This window comes from Mycobacterium sp. (assembly GCF_040509115.1).
In the GTDB taxonomy this organism is placed as follows: domain Bacteria; phylum Actinomycetota; class Actinomycetes; order Mycobacteriales; family Mycobacteriaceae; genus Mycobacterium.
This window is the reverse complement of sequence record NZ_JBEVLO010000073.1, coordinates 1-16,363: the sequence shown is the minus strand read 5'-3', so window position 1 is coordinate 16,363 and position 16,363 is coordinate 1. Positions and strand designations below refer to the sequence as shown.

The window sequence follows — 16,363 nt, the reverse complement described above, 5'->3', positions numbered from 1 at the left end:
CATGCCGACGAACAGGCGCTACGCCGAACTCACCACCGAGCAGATCGCAAATGTTCTGTCGCGGGACTCCGTACTGGTGGTGCCGACGGGCGCGATCGAGCCGCACGGGCCGCATCTGCCGTTGGCCACCGATCTCATCGTGGCGGAGGCGGTCTCAGCCGCCGTCGTGCAACGCGGGGCCGCCGCCGGCCACGACGTCTGGCTCCTTCCCGCACTCGGATATACCAAGTCGGATGAGCACGCCCGGCTCCTCGGCACGATCTGGCTGCGTGCCTCCACGCTGTTCGACACCCTCGTCGACATCGGCGCGTCGATCGCACAGACACCGGCCCGTCGCCTGCTGTTCCTCAACGCCCACGGTGGTAACTCCGCCTTGATCGAGGTCGCCGCGCGCGAAATTCGGCGTCGCTTCGATCTGCAGACGTTCTTCGCCTCCGGTCCTGCGCAGGCGGGCCCGACCGAACGCGGCCTCGGCATCCACGCCGGTTGGGCGGAGACGTCGATGATGCTTCATCTGCGTCCCGACCTGGTGCACATGGACAGGGCCGTGCCCGCCGTCGCCGATGCGGTCGCCGACGCCACCCACATCGGGTTCACCAAACCGGTCAAGTTCGGTTGGCTCTCCACCGATTTCGCCGAGTCCGGGGTCATCGGCGACCCCACCGGGGCAGATGCCGATATCGGCGCGAAGCTCTTCGACGAGCGCGTCGACGCACTGGTCGCGGCACTCGCCGAGATCTCCACGTTCGACCCCGGTCGGGTCCGCCGTTGATCACCAGCGGCACGGACTTCGGAACCGATTGTGCCGTCGAGGAATACCGCTCGATCGATCCGATCGTCCTGTTACGGCGGTGGCTTCCGTCGCCAGACGGCCCGCCAGCCCTGATGGCCTTGGCCACCTGCGGACGAGACGACTATCCGAGGGTGCGACACGTGCTGCTCAGCGAGGTCGATGACACCGCCGTCTACTTCCACACCGACAGCCGATCGTCGAAGGTGGCGGAGTTGACCGAACGACCATGCGCGGCCGTCGCGCTGGCATGGCCGGCGGTCGGACGGCAGGTGGTCGCGCACGGCGACGTGCGGTTGGCAGCCGATGATCAACTGCTCCGCACGTATTCGCGGCGGACCCGCTATCTGCAGCTGCTGGCGTGGCTCAACGACGCCGGGACGGCGGCCCTCTCGGCCGATGAGCGCCGCAGGCGATGGGCGGAGTTCGACTCGGCGAATCCCCAACTGGCGCCACCGTCGACCTGGACGGGTTTTGCTGTCGAACTGCACGAGATCACGTTCTGGCGAGGCGATCCCGAGGGACCGTCGCAGCGGACCCGGTTTCGTCTGGACGATGGCTTCTGGACCTCGGAGGTGCTGCCAGGATGACCGCCGGAACGTTCCACAACGCCCTCGTTCTACCGGTGGCGGGTGACAGGCCGTGGTTCTGGGGTTGGCTGTCGGTCGACGATCACGGCCGGATATCCGGACTGGGCGAAGGCACCCCGCCTGCGGATGCGCCCGGCCCGCGACACGACCTCGGCGGGTCCTTCCTGGCACCCGGTTTCGTCTCCGCGCACAGCCACATCTATACCGGCGGCATGCGGGGGGTCGCGGCGAGCAGCCCGCTCTACGAATGGGTATCGCTCAACGGCCAGATGCTGCTCGGCGCCGAAGCCGAAGACCTGTATTGGATGTCGCTCGCCGGAGGCCTGGATCACCTCTCGTGCGGGATCACCTCGGTGTACAACTTCACCCAGTCTCGGGTGATCTCCGTGTTCGACTACGAAGCGTCCGTGCTCAAGCCGGCCCGGGTACATCCCGCCGATTTCGTCACCCGCCAGGTCGACGGCCTCGCCGCGTCCGGTATCCGATTCGTGACCAGCGTGCGACTCGACGACGAACAGGTCGGCGAGGACGAAGGCCACGCCGCCTTCGACGCGGTGATGCAGCATCTCGCAACGGTGCCGACCGACCGGAATCTTGGCGGGTCCGTGTATGGCGCCGTGCAGTGGTCGTCGTCCCCCGCGACCGCCGAACGCGAGCGGGCACTGATGGAACGCTACGGGATCACCAATCAGGCGCACTTCGTCGAGACCGCCGAGCAGATCGACGTCCAACAGTCGAAATTCGAATGGTATGACGCCGCAGGAGTGTTGGGTCCGACCTTCGCCTTCGGTCACTTCGTCCACCCGACCGACGAGATGGTGGCGCGGGTCCGTGAGACCGGCACCGCAGTGGTGTGGCAGCCGATGTCCAACGGCCGGCTCGGTTCTGGCATCGCCGACATCCCCCGCCTTCTGCGCGACACGGTAACCGTCGGCATGGGTGTCGACGACCAGTCCTGCACGGACGTGTCCGACCCGTTCGAGAACATGCGGACCGGCCTGTTCCTCCAGCGCGCATTGCACAGCGATCCGTCGATTCTGGCGCCTGCAGACGTGCTCTCGGCGCACACCCTTGGCTCTGCCAAGGCGATCGGGGTGGCCGACCGCGTCGGTTCACTCGAGGTCGGCAAGTTCGCGGACCTCCTGGTAGTCGACCCGACCTCACCGCACACCGGACCGATCTGGGATCCGATCGCCACCTACGTGCTGGGGTGCGGACTCCGCAATCTGAGTCGGGTCGTGGTCGGTGGCGTCCAGGTGTGGAGCACCACCGCTGTCGACCCCGCGCGCACCCGGGCCGATCGTGAACTCGCCGAACGCATGATTGCCTCGGCGCAACACTCTGGGATCCATCCGGTGCGACTGGGCCCGAACCCAAGAAGCTGAGCCCCTCGGCTTCGTCTCGAAGCTCCGCTCACAGCCCAGACCAGAATTCGGCGAGGGTGCGAGCCCCGAGCTCGGGTTCCTCCGTCATCCACCAGTGCCCGCGTCCTTCGAGCGGCGCGACTTTCGCGCCGGCGCGGGCAGCCGCAGAATGGCGAAGTCGATCGTCGCCGCCGTTGCGGTCCTCGCTTGCCAGGATTGCGAGTCCGGGGCGCGCGGCTGCCCGCGGCAACGCGCGGCCCAAGTCGGCCATCGCGGGCTGGATGGCTGAACGGCTCAGATTCAAGATGCAGCGCTGCATCGTCGCGTCCTGCTGCGGCGCCATCGCGGCGGCGACGCTGCGGTCCACACCGAACGCCGCCATCCGCGCTGCACGGTCATCGTTCGTTCCATCCAGGAGGTCGGCCAGCTGCTTCTCACCGGCGCCCGCCGTCTGCCACGTGCGCACCAGGTCGTGCCATACGTAGCCGGGCTCCAACACGCCGAGTGCGTCGCTGGCCCAGCTACGCAGCAGCGCGGGGCGCGTCATGGCGACGGCGACGACGTGCACACCACCCCAGTCGTGCCCCACTGCGTGCACCGGTGCGTCAAAGCGTTCCAGCTCGGCGACCAGCCAACGGCGGTATCCCTCGATGGTTGCCTCGAAGTGGGGTGGAACTGGTGCGCCAAAACCGGGTGGTGACAGGCATTCGATGTCTTCTTGCACGCCGGCCGCTTGGAGACCAGCGATCAACGGTGCCCACAGGGCTGCCGTTTCGGGCACGCCGTGAACCAGCACGATCGTCATGCAGCTGTCCCTCTCTAGTTGGTTGCATCCGACACTAATGGGGATGATTCGGCTGCACTAAACAGGTGAATCCACGTGGGGAACGGGTGCTCGTCCAGCGACGATCGTGCAGCGTTACGGTTGGATTCGCACGCAGCCGAATCACGTTCTGCAGCTGCCGCTTCCGTAGGTTCCGCCGGTGACCAGAAGCAGTTCGTAGCGTGTCGCGGGCGTTGACGTCGGGCGATGTACCGCGCCCACCACGTCGTGTCGGGGTTCGCAGACGCTCGGTGTGGGTGCCGTCACCGCTTGGTTTGTCGATACCACTCGATGGTGTGTTTGATGGCCGCCTCGTGGCTGGTCACTGGGAGTACCCCGAAGGTGTGGTCAAACGCCGAGTGGTCGATGACCCAGGGACTCGTCCGCTGATGGTCCAGTTCCCCGTATCCGCGAAGCCTTCGGTCGAACAAGGCCATGACTCGAATCATCGTGGCAGGCAACCGAATCGGTCGACGGACTCGCCCACTTACTGCCCCGGCCAGCTTGATGAACTCCGAGACCGACAACGTCTCGGCGGCCGGAGTGTGGAAGATCCTGCCGTCGGCGCGCGGGTCGTCGCCCAGGATGACCAACGCCTTGGCGGTGTCGATCGAGTAGGCGAACGTGTGCGGCATGCCCAACGGCGCGAACCACATGGGGTTCCTGCCGCGGGCCAGGGGTTCGATGATGAGTTCGTCGGGAAGCGACATTCGAGCGTCGGGACCGTAGTAGTCGCTCACGCGACCAATGGTCACGCGCGCTCGGCCATGTGCGTGGGCGTCGAGCAACGTATGCCCGAGTTCGGCACGCAGCTTCTCCTTTGGTCCCTGCGGCCGTTCGACGGTCCCCTCGTCGACGGGCCCATCGACGGGGCCGTAGGCATAGAGGTTGTCGGTGAAGACCAATTTCGCATTGGACGCCTCGGCGGCGGCGATGCCGTTGGCGACCATCGTGGGAAACGCCGAAAGCCAGTCCGGGTACGCAACGTTGGCCGCCAAGTGGATGGTCGAGGCTCCGCGACACGAGTCAATCGCCGCTTGACGGTCCATCAAATCCGCCAGGTGGCTGTCGACCCCGGCGGGGATGCCCTTGCCGGTCCGAGTTACGCCACGGACCGGTCTGCCCTGCTGAACGTACTGCCGGGCGATCTCGGCGCCCAGTCCACTGCCGGCACCGAAGACCACTGCCAGATCCGACATGTCCACTCCCGTACTAGTCTCTAACATTGTTATATGTCGTTACTAGACTAACACGATGTTCCTCAGGCGTCGCTGGATCTTTGAACCGGCCAACGGCGTGAATACCTGCAACAACGTTTGGCCCCGTCACCCTAAGATGCGAGGCATCACGACGAAGGAGACCAATGGCACATCCGACGGGTACCAGACGGGAGCGGCTGCGCAGAGAGGCGATCGACGAGATCAAACACCTCGCCATGCGCCAGATCGCCGAGTCTGGGCCCGCCGGGCTCTCCATCGCGGCGATCGCGAAACAGATGGGTATGACCGGCCCCGCGTTGTACCGATACTTCGCCAACCGTGATGTGCTGCTGACAGCGCTGATCCGTGATGGCTACGCAGACCTGGCGGACACGATGGAGCGGACCGCGCGCAGCGGCGCCGCGCTTCCCGCCTCACAGCGCCTGCATTCGGTGGCAGCCGAGCTGCGCGCGTGGGCCCTGGTCGAACCACAGCGCTATCTACTGTTGTTCGGCACACCGGTTGCCGGTTACGAGGCTCCGATGGACACCCTGGTGGCAGCCAATCGGACGCTGTACGTTCTTGCTGCCATCGCGGCCGAACTACTTCCAGATGCGCCGTCGCCGACGCTCGGGGCGCTTGGCGAGCAGTTCCACACGCAGGCGGTCGCGGATGCGGTCGGCATCTCCGCCACGGCGCTGATGGCGGCCACAACGACGTGGACACGGATGCACGGCGTGGTCAGCCTCGAGGTGATCGGCCAGTTTCGGCACATGCACATCGACGCGGGCCTGCTCCTACGGCGTGAGATCGACTCGGTCATCGCCTACACCAAGTCGGGACTGTCCATCTGACGACTAATCGGACCTCCGGCGGTCCCACCCGAATGATGCTGTGTCGGTGAGCTTCCTCGGTGGCGCGTACAACCTCCGCGTCTCGACAACGAGGACTGCCCCGACATCACACCAACCGCCGTTGCAGGTTTCTGCCGTCGTTCGCAACCTAGCCATCGTCGCGTGGGTCAGCGTCGAGTCGAAAGACCGGGCATCTGCCCGCCAGCGCCTCGAATTCCTCAGGGGTTCCGTCCTTTACGAGACCGGAGCGTTTGTAGAAGCCTACCCCTCGCGGCACGTCGGTCGGGAATCTCCGCAGCACCGGCCGGGCCTCGTCCGCCTCGAGCTCGACGATCGTGACGCGGCGTGCGGTGCGTCCGCGGGTCAGCGTGCCGACACCCGCGGCGCGCGCGTTCAGCGCCCAATCCGCCTTGGGGTATCCGGCGACGGTATAGAGGATGCCGTTGAGTTCGAACGGGGTCACCGGCGTTGGACGTGGCTGGCCGGATTTGCGACCCGGAACCGTCAACACGCGAACCGGTCCCGTTGGGATACCGAGCTTCTGGACGGCCATCGTCAGCTTGTTCATCGGCCTGAGCCACCAGGGTGGCATTGGGTCTGACATCGGTTGTCTTCCTGCGAGATTCAATGGATGGACTATTTCGCGACGAGGACTTCGCCTTCCAGGCCGTCGGGGTCGCGAAAGAAGAGGCTGCGCACTGCGCCGAAGTCGTTGACCTGACCGTCACTGGCACCGCGCTCGACGAGACGCTCACGGATCGCCTCGAAACTCTCTGCCGAGGCCGCCTGCAGGCCGAAGTGATCGAGCCGCCCGCGCCCCCACATCGGCGTCTGCCGGTCGGGCTCGGGGTTGCCGTCGATGGTGAACACGTTGAGTTCGGTGTGCGGACCGATCCGGACGGTCGTCATGGTCTCGTCGCCTCTCTCACCGTGCGGTTCGGTTGGCCCGACCTCGGCATCGAACACCTCGGCGTAGAAGGCCCGCAACGCCTCGATGTCGTTGGATATCAGCGCGAGGTGATTGATTCCGTTGAGCAACATTGCTTTGGGTCCTTCCCGTCACTTCCTTCCCGTCACTGCCATCCGACGAATGCCCGTCGCCGCCTCGTTTCACTCGTGACGATCCACGACGGGTTCGACGCCGAACACTTTCAGGTCGGTCCGGGATGATGTCGTGTCGGAACGGCGGTGTGGCGGTCACGAACTCGCCGGTCGCGCCGACTGCTGCTTCATGTTCGCCCACATGGTCGGCGCTCCTTCGGTCGTTGAGACGATGGGGACGGTGCCGATGCCGGCCGGGTCGTCGAGAAGCTCCACCAGGTAGTGGGCGAGGTCGATGCGGGCGGTGAATCCCCCGACCGGCGGCACGACCCCCGCGACGTAGTCGGTGACGTGGTTGGCGTCGAAGAGGATCGACGGTCGCACGATCGTCCAATCGAGACCGCTGTCCTCGACGATGGTCTCCATCCGGCGCAAGTCGTCGTAGACGGTCTTGCCGATGGTGTTGCTGATGATCGGCTCCGAGATGCGTAGCAGCAGCGAGGCGTTACGCCGATCGCGGTAATGCTGCACCGCAGAAGAACTCACCGTGATGAGGCGCCGCACCCCGAACCGACGCATCGCCGCAACGATATTGGCGGTGCCGGTGGAGTACGTGTCGACGTGCTGGCGCGTGTACGGCACGCCCAGGGTCGAGAGCACGGCATCAGCCCCCTCGGTGATGCCCGCGACCGCCTGCGCTTCGAAGACGTCGACCTCGGCGACGGTCAGGCCGGGGTCGGTGATCGGAAACGCCGACGGTCGCCTGGTCGCCGCGACCACGGTGTGGCCGACATCCAGCAGGCGTCGGGTGAGTAGTCGGCCGGTGGGCCCGTTTGCGCCGAAGACCACGGTCTTCATGAACTCAGGTCCTCTTCAACTCGAACGGCGGGATGACCCGCACTGCAGCGGATTTCGCACCCCTGCCGTGCAGGAGGAGGAGCGACGTCCTCGCCCACGGGCCGCCATCGTCGGCATCGACCTCGGGGACGACGTCGGGGACGACGTCGGGGTCGAACGAGGCATCGAGCACATCTGTCACTTGCGCAGTCCTTCCGGAGTGAGGTCTCGCCACCAATGTGCCCTTTTTCTCAACGCTTGTCTACTTTTGTGCCGGGGTGGCATCATCGAACCGTCGATCGAGAGGGTTTTGGATGGGCAGTGCCGAACGAGCGGACCCGGAAGGCGAACGCAAGGGAGTACGCACCCGTCGCAGGATTCTGGAATCCGCCCGCGGCGTGTTCGCGGATGTCGGCTACGAGCGCGCCACCATCCGCGGCATCGCGGCGACGGCCGGCGTGGACAAGTCGTCGGTCATCCAGTACTTCGGCACCAAACAGGCGCTGTTTCAGGAAGCGGTGCACTGGGACATCCCCAACGCCGAGTTGACGACTGACGATGCGACGGAGACCACCGAGAACCGCGTTCGCGGCATGCTTGCGGCGTGGGCAGCTGATCCGAACAGTCCGATGGCCGTCCTGCTGCGCACCAGTATGACCAGTGAAGACGCTGCGCAACTGCTGCGTACCCACATCACCGCGCAAGCGGTCGATCCGATGGCCGCGGGGATCGACGCCCCCGACGCGCGACTGCGTGCCGCCCTGGCGGGCGCGATGCTCATGGGCATCGCGAGTCAGCGCTACATCCTTCGGATGCCCGACCTCGTCGACGCCGACGTGGAGGACGTCTTGAAGCTCGTCACTCCCCTAGTTCAAGCGCTTCTCGATCCGACTTCGAACGACGAGTGATCCGCGAAGCGCTCGGGAGTGCACTCGACTGCGGCCGACATCGCACGATGTGGACATGCGTCGAGAGTCGGTGCTCGCTAGTGAGCCCCGCGTCGAAGCGAGATGCAGGGGCCCCTTCAGACGACGGCGTCAGCTCTGTGATCGGGCCGATTGGGCAGCGCCACCGGTTGTCTCCGAGGTGTGGCTCCACTCCGGTTTGCCGCCCGCGGCGTTGGACGTCACGGACGGTCCGACGATCAGAAATCTGGCTTCGCCCTCAGCCACGGGGCAGTGCTCCACCCCGCGCGGCACCACGAACAGGTCACCGGGGCGCAATTCGACATCGCGGTCGCGCAACTGAACCGTCAGCGCGCCCTCGACGAGCAGGAACACCTCATCCTGATCGTCGTGAGAATGCCAACGCGTCGATCCAACGCCCTTTGCCACCTTGAACAGGTTGCCGTTGGCCTCAGCAACGACGCGCTGCGACCAGAATTCGGTCAAGGCGTCCAGCTCATCGGTCAGGGTGATTGGTTTCGTCATGATCGTCAACGGTAGGCGGCACGCGCCCATCCCAATAGGGGCAGAAGTGTCGCATGTCGCAAGAATCCTGTCGCTCGACTGAACGGCACCCGGCGTCTCAAAAGGGTTGTCCGATAGCAAATTCACTGGTGCCCCCGATTAGATTGGACACGGAGCGTGAGACGTCGGGTGACGCGTCGACCAGGAACGACATGCTGCCCGTCCTCCCCGACTGTTGTACATGTGCCAAGTAGCATCGAGGGGTGGCTGACTCACGTCCCCTCCGCGCACGCGGTTCATCGGCCTCCAGCGAGCTTCGCGCCGGCGGCTCATCGGCCCGACGCCGGTTGTCGCCCGAGGATCGCCGCACCGAGCTGCTGACCCTTGGCGCCGAAGTGTTCGGGCAACGGCCCTACGACGAGGTTCGAATCGACGAGATCGCCGAGCGGGCCGGGGTATCGCGAGCTCTCATGTACCACTACTTCCCGGACAAGCGGGCCTTCTTCGCCGCGGTCGTCAAGGCCGAGGGCGAGCGCCTCTTCGAGGCCACCAACACGCTCCCGGAGCCTGACCTGACGCTGTACGAGCAGCTGCGTGCGGGCGTACTCGCCTACCTGGAGTACGACGAGGCCCATCCCCACGGCGCATGGGCGGCCTACATGGGGATGGGTCGCACCGATCCGGTGCTGCGCGGCATCGACGTCGTCGACAACGACCGCCAGGCCAATCGCATCATCGTCCGCATCACCGACGTCCTCGGCGAGCCGCTGGACTCCGAGGTCGAACGCGACCTGCGCGTCCTGGTCTACGGCTGGCTGGCATTCACCTTCGAGATGTGCCGACAGAGGGTGATGGACCCCACGATCGACGCAGGCCGCGTCGCTGGTTCGTGCGCGCATGCACTGCTAGATGCCGTCGCTCGGATGCCCGGTATGCCCGCGGTCCCCGGCGTCGACTGACCGAGGCCCTCGCGGCGGCGGAAACCAACGATCGTCGCTCAGTTGGGCGGCGGCGTGATCATCGGGTCACCCTCCCGGGCGGAGCCGGAGGCCGGATCCACGTCGCTCGGATCGGCCGTGAGCGAATTCGGCGCGCCCGAAAAGCTGGGTTGTCGGAGGGTGCGGGCACTATGGCGACATGGCCCGCAAGACCGTCGACCCGCTGGAGCGCTTCAGTGCGCTCACGCGCGAGTGGTTCGAGGGCACCTTCGCCGCCCCGACGCCCGCGCAGGCCCAGGCGTGGTCGGCCATCGCCGGGGGGAAGAACACCCTCGTCATCGCGCCGACCGGCTCGGGCAAGACGCTGGCCGCCTTTCTGTGGGCGATCGACCAGCTGGCCGCCGAACCGCGACCCGCAGGAACGGGCACCCGCGTCCTCTACATCTCGCCGCTCAAGGCGCTCGCCGTCGACGTGGAGCGCAACCTCAGCACCCCGCTGACCGGCATCACCCGCGTCGCCGAGCGGCTCGGCCAGCCGGTGCCGAACATCACCGTCGGCGTCCGCTCGGGTGACACCCCGCCCGCCCGCCGACGCGAGCTGATCACCAAACCACCGGACATCCTGATCACCACGCCGGAGTCGCTGTTCCTGATGCTGACGTCGGCTGCCAGGGAGACCCTCGCCGACGTGCAGACCGTGATCGTCGACGAGGTACATGCGGTGGCCGCCACGAAGCGCGGCGCGCATCTCGCGCTCTCACTCGAGCGCCTCGATCAACTGCTCGCCGCGCCCGCGCAGCGGATCGGCCTTTCGGCGACGGTCCGGCCCCCCGAGGAGGTCGCCCGTTTCCTCGCAGGCGCCGCGCCGACCACCATCGTCGCGCCGCCGTCGGGCAAGACGTTCGACCTGTCGGTCCAGGTGCCGGTGCCCGACATGGCCAACCTCGTCGAGAACTCGATCTGGCCCGACGTCGAGGGCAAGGTCGTCGACCTGATCGAGGCGCACTCCTCGACCATCGTGTTCACCAACTCGCGGCGACTCGCAGAGCGACTGACCGCCCGAATCAACGAGATTCACGCCGAACGAATCGACGTAGCGCTCGACGACGGACCCAACCCCAGGGTCGGTGGCGGCTCCCCCGCCCACATCATGGGCAGCGGTCAGACCCATGGTGCGGAGCCCGTGCTGGCGAAGGCGCACCACGGCTCGGTCAGCAAGGAGCAGCGCGCCCTCGTCGAGGAGGACCTCAAGACGGGGCGACTCAAGGCCGTCGTCGCAACGTCGAGCCTGGAACTCGGCATCGACATGGGCTCCGTGGATCTGGTCATCCAGGTGGAGGCCCCGCCGTCGGTGGCCAGCGGCCTGCAACGCGTGGGTCGCGCCGGCCACCAGGTCGGCGAGACCTCGCGCGGCGTGCTGTTTCCGAAGCACCGCACCGACCTCATCGACTGCGCAGTCACCGTCCAGCGCATGCTCGCCGGTGAAATCGAGACCATGCGGGTGCCCACCAACCCGCTCGACGTACTCGCCCAGCACACCGTCGCCGCGTCCGCCCTGGAGCCCTTGGACGCCGACCGGTGGTTCGACGCCGTCCGCCGGGCCGCGCCGTTCGCGACGCTGCCGCGCAGCGCGTTCGAGGCGACGCTGGACCTGCTGAGCGGCAAGTATCCGTCGACGGAGTTCGCCGAACTCCGTCCGCGGCTGGTGTACGACCGTGACGCGGGAACGCTGACCGCCCGGCCCGGTGCCCAGCGGCTGGCGGTGACCTCCGGCGGCGCCATCCCAGACCGCGGCCTGTTCACCGTGTACCTGGCGTCCTCGGCGGATACCGACAAGCCTTCTCGGGTCGGCGAACTCGACGAGGAAATGGTGTACGAGTCCCGGCCTGGCGACGTGATCTCCTTGGGCGCGACCAGTTGGCGCATCACCGAGATCACCCACGACCGGGTACTCGTCCTCCCCGCGCCGGGACAGCCCGCCCGCCTGCCGTTCTGGCGCGGCGACGGCGTCGGGCGACCCGCCGAGCTGGGTGAGGCGATCGGCAAGTTCACCGGCGAGCTGTCCCGCCTCGACCGAACGAAGTTCGACGAGCGTTGCGTCGCAATGGGTTTCAACGACTTCGCGACGGACAACCTCTGGCAGCTACTCGACGAGCAGCGCCAAGCCACCGGCACCGTGCCCACCGACGCCACCTTCATCGTCGAACGCTTCCGCGACGAGCTCGGTGACTGGCGGGTCATCCTGCACTCGCCGTGGGGATTGCGGGTGCACGGGCCGCTCGCCCTCGCGGTCGGCCGCCGACTACGGGAGCGTTACGGCATCGACGAGAAGCCCACCGCGTCCGACGACGGCATCATCGTGCGCCTGCCAGACACCGACGACGCCGCGCCCGGTGCCGAACTGTTCGTCTTCGAAGCCGACGAGATCGACCCCATCGTCACCGACGAGGTCGGCGGATCGGCGTTGTTCGCGTCGCGGTTCCGTGAGTGCGCGGCCAGGGCGCTCTTGCTCCCCCGCCGCCATCCCGGCAAGCGTTCGCCCCTGTGGCACCAACGCCAGCGTGCTGCGCAATTGTTGGACGTGGCCCGCAAATACCCCGACTTCCCCATCGTGCTGGAGACGGTGCGGGAGTGCCTGCAGGACGTGTACGACGTACCCACCTTGCGCGATGTGATGAGTCGGGTTGCACAACGGCGGATTCGGATCCTCGAGGTGGAGACGGCGTCGCCGTCGCCGTTCGCGGCCTCGCTCTTGTTCGGCTACGTCGGCGCCTTCATGTACGAGGGCGACAGCCCGCTGGCCGAGCGTCGGGCAGCCGCTTTGTCGTTGGACAGCGTGCTGCTGGCCGAACTGCTCGGCCGGGTGGAACTCCGCGAACTGCTCGACCCCCAGGTCATCGAGTCCACCATCGCGCAGCTGCAGCACCTGTCCGCCGACCGCGCCGCGCGGGATGCCGAGGCGGTGGCCGACCTGCTGCGACTTCTCGGTCCGCTGACCGAGGACGAGATCGCGCAGCGTTCCACGGCCGCGGACGTCGGTGGTTGGCTGGAAGGTCTACGGGCGGCACGGCGGGCTTTGACGGTGTCCTTCGCCGGCCAGACGTGGTGGGTCGCGATCGAGGACGTTGGACTGCTGCGGGACGGTGTCGGCATCGCCGTCCCGGTCGGGGTGCCCGCCACGTTCACCGCCTCGGTAGCCGACCCGCTCGGTGAGCTACTCGGCCGATACGCGCGCACCCACGGGCCGATCACCACCCGTGACGCCGCCGCCCGCTTCGGCCTTGGCCTGCGAGTCACCGCCGACGTGTTGGGCCGGATGGCCGTCGACGGCAAGCTGATCCGCGGTGAGTTCGTCGACGGTGACAGCGAACAGTGGTGCGATGCAGACGTTCTCAAGATTCTGCGTCGACGTTCACTGGCTGCGCTTCGCGCGCAGGTCGAGCCGGTCAGCACCGCTGCCTACGCCAAATTCCTTCCGGCGTGGCAGCAGGTGGGTGCCGAAAAGAGCTCCGGCATCGACGGGTTGGCCTCGGTGATCGACCAGCTGTCCGGGGTGCCCATGCCCGCGTCGGCCGTCGAACCACTGGTGTTCGGGCAGCGCGTGCGCGGCTACCAACCCGCGATGCTCGACGAGCTGCTGGCCGCGGGTGAGGTCACCTGGTCGGGTGCCGGGCAGATCGGCGGGAACGACGGCTGGATCGCCTTCCACTCCGCGGACTCGGCTCCGTTGACGTTGGCACCGCCTGCCGAGATCGAGTTCACCGACACGCACCGCGCCATCGCCGAGACCCTCGGACATGGCGGCGCGTACTTCTTCCGCCAGCTTGGTGGCGAGGGCGCCGCGGACCCCGAGGAGTTCAAAAGTGCTCTGTGGGAGTTGATCTGGGCCGGATGGGTCACCGGTGACACCTTCGCGCCGGTGCGCGCCCTGCTTCACGGCGCAGGCAAGCGAGGTGGGACACACCGGCAGCGCCAACGGCCGCCGAGGTTGAGTCGCTACAGCGTCGCTCATGCGCAGACCCGCACCTCCGAGCCCACCGTCGCCGGACGTTGGTCGGCACTGCCTGCCGCGGAACCGGACTCGACCATCCGGGCGCACTTTCAGGCCGAGCTGCTCTTGAACCGCTACGGGGTGCTGACCAAGGGATCGGCGGAAGGGCTGCCCGGCGGATTCGCGATGCTCTACAAGGTGCTCAGTGCGTTCGAGGACACCGGGCGATGTCAGCGCGGATACTTCGTCGAGTCCCTCGGCGGCGCGCAGTTCGCCGTCGCCTCGACAGTCGACCGCCTCCGTACCTATCTCGACGACGTGGACGGCGATCGGCGCAGCTATCAGGCCGTGGTGCTGGCGGCCGCCGATCCCGCCAACCCCTACGGTGCGGCGCTGCCGTGGCCCGGGGAGGGCACGCATCGACCGGGCCGCAAGGCAGGCGCCCTGGTTGTCCTCGTCGACGGCGAACTGGTCTGGTACCTGGAGCGCGGCGGGCGGTCACTGCTGGCCTACTCCGACGACGCCGAGGCCAACCAGGCTGCGGCGACGGCGCTGGTGGAATTGGTGTCGGGACGGCGGCTGCAGTCACTGCTTGTCGAAAAGGTCAACGGCGTTCCAGTGCTCGAGCCCGGCACCGAGGGACGGCAATCCGCGGTGCACGCCGCCTTGACCGGCAGCGGCTTCTCGCGCACCCCGCGGGGTTTGCGACTGCGCTGAACTTCCGCATCACCGCAGCTCAGCGCGACCTGCGCCGTCTCGAGATGAGTTGCGCTGGAGAATTTGCTTCAATGGATCGTCTAAAAGGTTATTGACCCAGACCCCGTCAAGGCCGAGTTACGAGTGTCCCGTCGCGTGCCAAATCGAGGTCTCCGTCCGTTCGTGGGGGAAGCGCGTGGCACTGAAGACCGACATCCGCGGAATGGTCCACGAATACCCGGATTACTTCGTCGTCGGCCGCGAGAAGATCCGCGAGTACGCCAAGGCCGTGCAGTCCAGCGACGCCGCCAGCTTCGACGAGAAGCCAGCCGCCGAGCTCGGCCACCCCGCGATCGTCGCGCCCCTGACCTTTACCGCGGTGTACGCCCTGCTCGTCCAGCAGGACTTCTTCCGCAACGTCGACGTCGGCGTCGAGACGATGAACATCGTTCAGGTCGATCAGCGGTTCGTCTATCACAAGCCGATCTACGCGGGCGACAAGCTGTGGGCCCGGCTGGAGATCCACTCGGTGGACGAACGGTTCGGCGCCGACATCGTCGTAACGCGGAACGTCTGCACCAACGACGCCGGCGAGCTCGTCCTCGAGGCGTTCACGACGTTGATGGGCCAACAGGCCGGGGAGACAGTGGCGATCGGCGGACTGTCGTAAGAGGCCGACTCTCGCGTTCTTTTTGTCAAAAATGACAAAACTTGAGTCGGACCGTTCCATACTGACGGCATGGTCTCGCTCATCGTTCACGCCATTCTCGGCGTTCTCGTCATCGTCTGGATCGTCCGAGCCAATCCACTGATCTTCGCTCGTCCGGCGGGTGGGCCGGCGTTCTCGACGCTGGAGATCGTCTACTACGTCATCGGCGTGGCATCGATCGGGCTCGGTTATTACTTCAACCACCAGTTCGTCGCTCAGTACGCGGTCGAAGGCGGGAATCCGATCTGGGGTCCAGGTAGCTGGCAGCAGTTCATCGCCCTCGGATACGCCAACCCCGCCGCCAGTTCCGCCAGCCAGGACTACACGATCATCAACGTGATCCTGTTGCCGCTGTTCACGATCGTCGACGGGTACCGGCGCGGCATCCGACGGCCGTGGCTGTTCTTCGTGTCGAGCCTGTTCACCAGCTGCGCGTTCGCCTACGCCTTCTACTTCGCGGTGATGGAACGGCAGCGGCGGCACGAGAAGGCCGCGACGGCCCTGGATTCCATTCCCGCGTAGGGCGTTTCACGCCTGCGCCTCTCGGCCACCCACGTCGCCTCTCCGGAGGAAGTGTCGACCTGCCCGGCTCCTAGCGAATTCCGCACCGAATGATCAACCCCTCGACCACATTCGCTCGGGAGGCGGGCACGCCGCCCGTCGGAAGAGCACGTGACTACTGCGGCGAACGCGACGCGGGAGGCTCGGTGCCGATCTCGACGGGGTCGCCGACGCGGATGGTGCCCGAGCCCAGGATGCGGCACACCGATCCGGTTAGTCCACTGAGCGCCCTCATCGCCCCTGGTCCGATGTCGTCGTCGAGCAGGCGACACGGGGCGGAGTGCCGGATCACCTCGAGTTCGACGTCGCCAACACGCAATCGTGTGCCTGGCTTGGTGGGGATGACCCCGGAGTCGACGGTGACGTTGCGGCGCGTCCCCGCGCAGTCGAAGGCGTGGCCGAGTTTGACCGCGGCCTCGTCCAACTGCTCCTGCGACTGGATCGTCACGTGTCGATGCTTGGAGCCGTGATACCGATCGCCGACCAATCCCCTTCCCTCCTCGGCGACGACGCCGTCGACCGACTTCACGGGCAGCCGACGCCCCGGCGCAACGTGGATCG

General features: G+C 66.7%; 17 protein-coding genes. 9 read left to right on the top strand and 8 right to left on the bottom strand.

From position 1 onward, the window contains the following. Position 1 precedes the first annotated feature (1 nt). Genes ABW137_RS06020 through ABW137_RS06010 form a run of 3 tightly spaced genes read left to right on the top strand, consistent with a single transcriptional unit; the run spans position 2 to position 2,765 of the window. Positions 2-772 carry a creatininase family protein gene (locus ABW137_RS06020; protein ID WP_526397901.1) on the top strand — a complete coding sequence of 257 codons (771 nt, stop codon included), beginning with the start codon at positions 2-4 and terminating at the stop codon, positions 770-772. Beyond that, the gene (locus ABW137_RS06015) at positions 769-1,380 is read left to right on the top strand and encodes a pyridoxamine 5'-phosphate oxidase family protein (protein WP_526397899.1); all 612 of its coding nucleotides are present in this window, start codon (positions 769-771) and stop codon (positions 1,378-1,380) included. Before ABW137_RS06020 ends, ABW137_RS06015 begins: the two co-directional genes overlap by 4 nt. Next, positions 1,377-2,765, top strand: a complete 1,389-nt coding sequence (locus ABW137_RS06010; RefSeq protein WP_526397897.1) for an amidohydrolase family protein — start codon at positions 1,377-1,379, stop codon at positions 2,763-2,765. Before ABW137_RS06015 ends, ABW137_RS06010 begins: the two co-directional genes overlap by 4 nt. A 28-nt stretch (positions 2,766-2,793) precedes the next feature. Here the strand turns inward: ABW137_RS06010 and ABW137_RS06005 are convergent, their stop codons facing one another. Together ABW137_RS06005 and ABW137_RS06000 are read right to left on the bottom strand one after the other, a co-directional pair. Then, on the bottom strand, positions 2,794-3,549 hold the full coding sequence (locus tag ABW137_RS06005; protein WP_526397895.1) for an alpha/beta fold hydrolase: 756 nt from the start codon (positions 3,547-3,549) through the stop codon (positions 2,794-2,796). Positions 3,550-3,830: 281 nt separating this feature from the next. Continuing rightward, positions 3,831-4,766, bottom strand: a complete 936-nt coding sequence (locus ABW137_RS06000) for an NAD-dependent epimerase/dehydratase family protein (protein WP_526397893.1) — start codon at positions 4,764-4,766, stop codon at positions 3,831-3,833. Between the two features lie 164 nt (positions 4,767-4,930). On the opposite strand from ABW137_RS06000, the gene ABW137_RS05995 reads away from it, so the two are divergent. Continuing rightward, entirely contained in the window at positions 4,931-5,620 is a 690-nt protein-coding gene (locus tag ABW137_RS05995; RefSeq protein WP_526397891.1) for a TetR/AcrR family transcriptional regulator, read from the top strand. A gap of 148 nt (positions 5,621-5,768) precedes the next feature. On the opposite strand, the gene ABW137_RS05990 is transcribed toward ABW137_RS05995, so the two are convergent. The 4 genes from ABW137_RS05990 to ABW137_RS05975 all read right to left on the bottom strand — a co-directional run bounded on the left by ABW137_RS05990 (position 5,769) and on the right by ABW137_RS05975 (position 7,700). Then, entirely contained in the window at positions 5,769-6,224 is a 456-nt protein-coding gene (locus ABW137_RS05990) for a nitroreductase family deazaflavin-dependent oxidoreductase (RefSeq protein WP_526397889.1), read from the bottom strand. A gap of 32 nt (positions 6,225-6,256) precedes the next feature. Next, positions 6,257-6,661 (bottom strand): VOC family protein, encoded by a 405-nt coding sequence (locus ABW137_RS05985; RefSeq protein ID WP_526397887.1) that lies wholly within the window; start codon positions 6,659-6,661, stop codon positions 6,257-6,259. Positions 6,662-6,817: 156 nt separating this feature from the next. Beyond that, positions 6,818-7,519, bottom strand: a complete 702-nt coding sequence (locus ABW137_RS05980; RefSeq protein ID WP_526397885.1) for an NAD(P)-dependent oxidoreductase — start codon at positions 7,517-7,519, stop codon at positions 6,818-6,820. A 4-nt stretch (positions 7,520-7,523) separates the two neighbouring features. Continuing rightward, on the bottom strand, positions 7,524-7,700 hold the full coding sequence (locus tag ABW137_RS05975) for a hypothetical protein (RefSeq protein WP_526397883.1): 177 nt from the start codon (positions 7,698-7,700) through the stop codon (positions 7,524-7,526). A gap of 112 nt (positions 7,701-7,812) precedes the next feature. Between ABW137_RS05975 and ABW137_RS05970 the strand changes: the two genes are divergently transcribed. After that, the gene (locus tag ABW137_RS05970) at positions 7,813-8,406 is read left to right on the top strand and encodes a TetR/AcrR family transcriptional regulator (protein WP_526397881.1); all 594 of its coding nucleotides are present in this window, start codon (positions 7,813-7,815) and stop codon (positions 8,404-8,406) included. Positions 8,407-8,535: 129 nt separating this feature from the next. Here the strand turns inward: ABW137_RS05970 and ABW137_RS05965 are convergent, their stop codons facing one another. Next, complete coding sequence (locus ABW137_RS05965; protein WP_526397879.1) at positions 8,536-8,928, bottom strand: cupin domain-containing protein; 393 nt, start codon at positions 8,926-8,928, stop codon at positions 8,536-8,538. A 326-nt stretch (positions 8,929-9,254) separates the two neighbouring features. On the opposite strand from ABW137_RS05965, the gene ABW137_RS05960 reads away from it, so the two are divergent. The 4 genes from ABW137_RS05960 to ABW137_RS05945 all read left to right on the top strand — a co-directional run bounded on the left by ABW137_RS05960 (position 9,255) and on the right by ABW137_RS05945 (position 15,763). Further along, the gene (locus ABW137_RS05960; RefSeq protein ID WP_526397936.1) at positions 9,255-9,866 is read left to right on the top strand and encodes a TetR/AcrR family transcriptional regulator; all 612 of its coding nucleotides are present in this window, start codon (positions 9,255-9,257) and stop codon (positions 9,864-9,866) included. A 178-nt stretch (positions 9,867-10,044) separates the two neighbouring features. Next, a complete protein-coding gene (locus ABW137_RS05955; RefSeq protein WP_526397877.1) occupies positions 10,045-14,553 on the top strand; it encodes an ATP-dependent helicase in 4,509 nt (1,502 codons plus the stop codon). A 175-nt stretch (positions 14,554-14,728) separates the two neighbouring features. Further along, positions 14,729-15,202 (top strand): (3R)-hydroxyacyl-ACP dehydratase subunit HadC, encoded by a 474-nt coding sequence (hadC, locus tag ABW137_RS05950; RefSeq protein WP_526397875.1) that lies wholly within the window; start codon positions 14,729-14,731, stop codon positions 15,200-15,202. 69 nt (positions 15,203-15,271) lie between these two features. Then, positions 15,272-15,763 carry a DUF2834 domain-containing protein gene (locus ABW137_RS05945; RefSeq protein ID WP_526397873.1) on the top strand — a complete coding sequence of 164 codons (492 nt, stop codon included), beginning with the start codon at positions 15,272-15,274 and terminating at the stop codon, positions 15,761-15,763. Positions 15,764-15,917: 154 nt separating this feature from the next. On the opposite strand, the gene ABW137_RS05940 is transcribed toward ABW137_RS05945, so the two are convergent. Next, positions 15,918-16,361: an MOSC domain-containing protein gene (locus ABW137_RS05940; RefSeq protein WP_526397871.1), complete on the bottom strand. Its 444-nt coding sequence runs from the start codon at positions 16,359-16,361 to the stop codon at positions 15,918-15,920. Between the last annotated feature and the right edge of the window lie 2 nt (positions 16,362-16,363).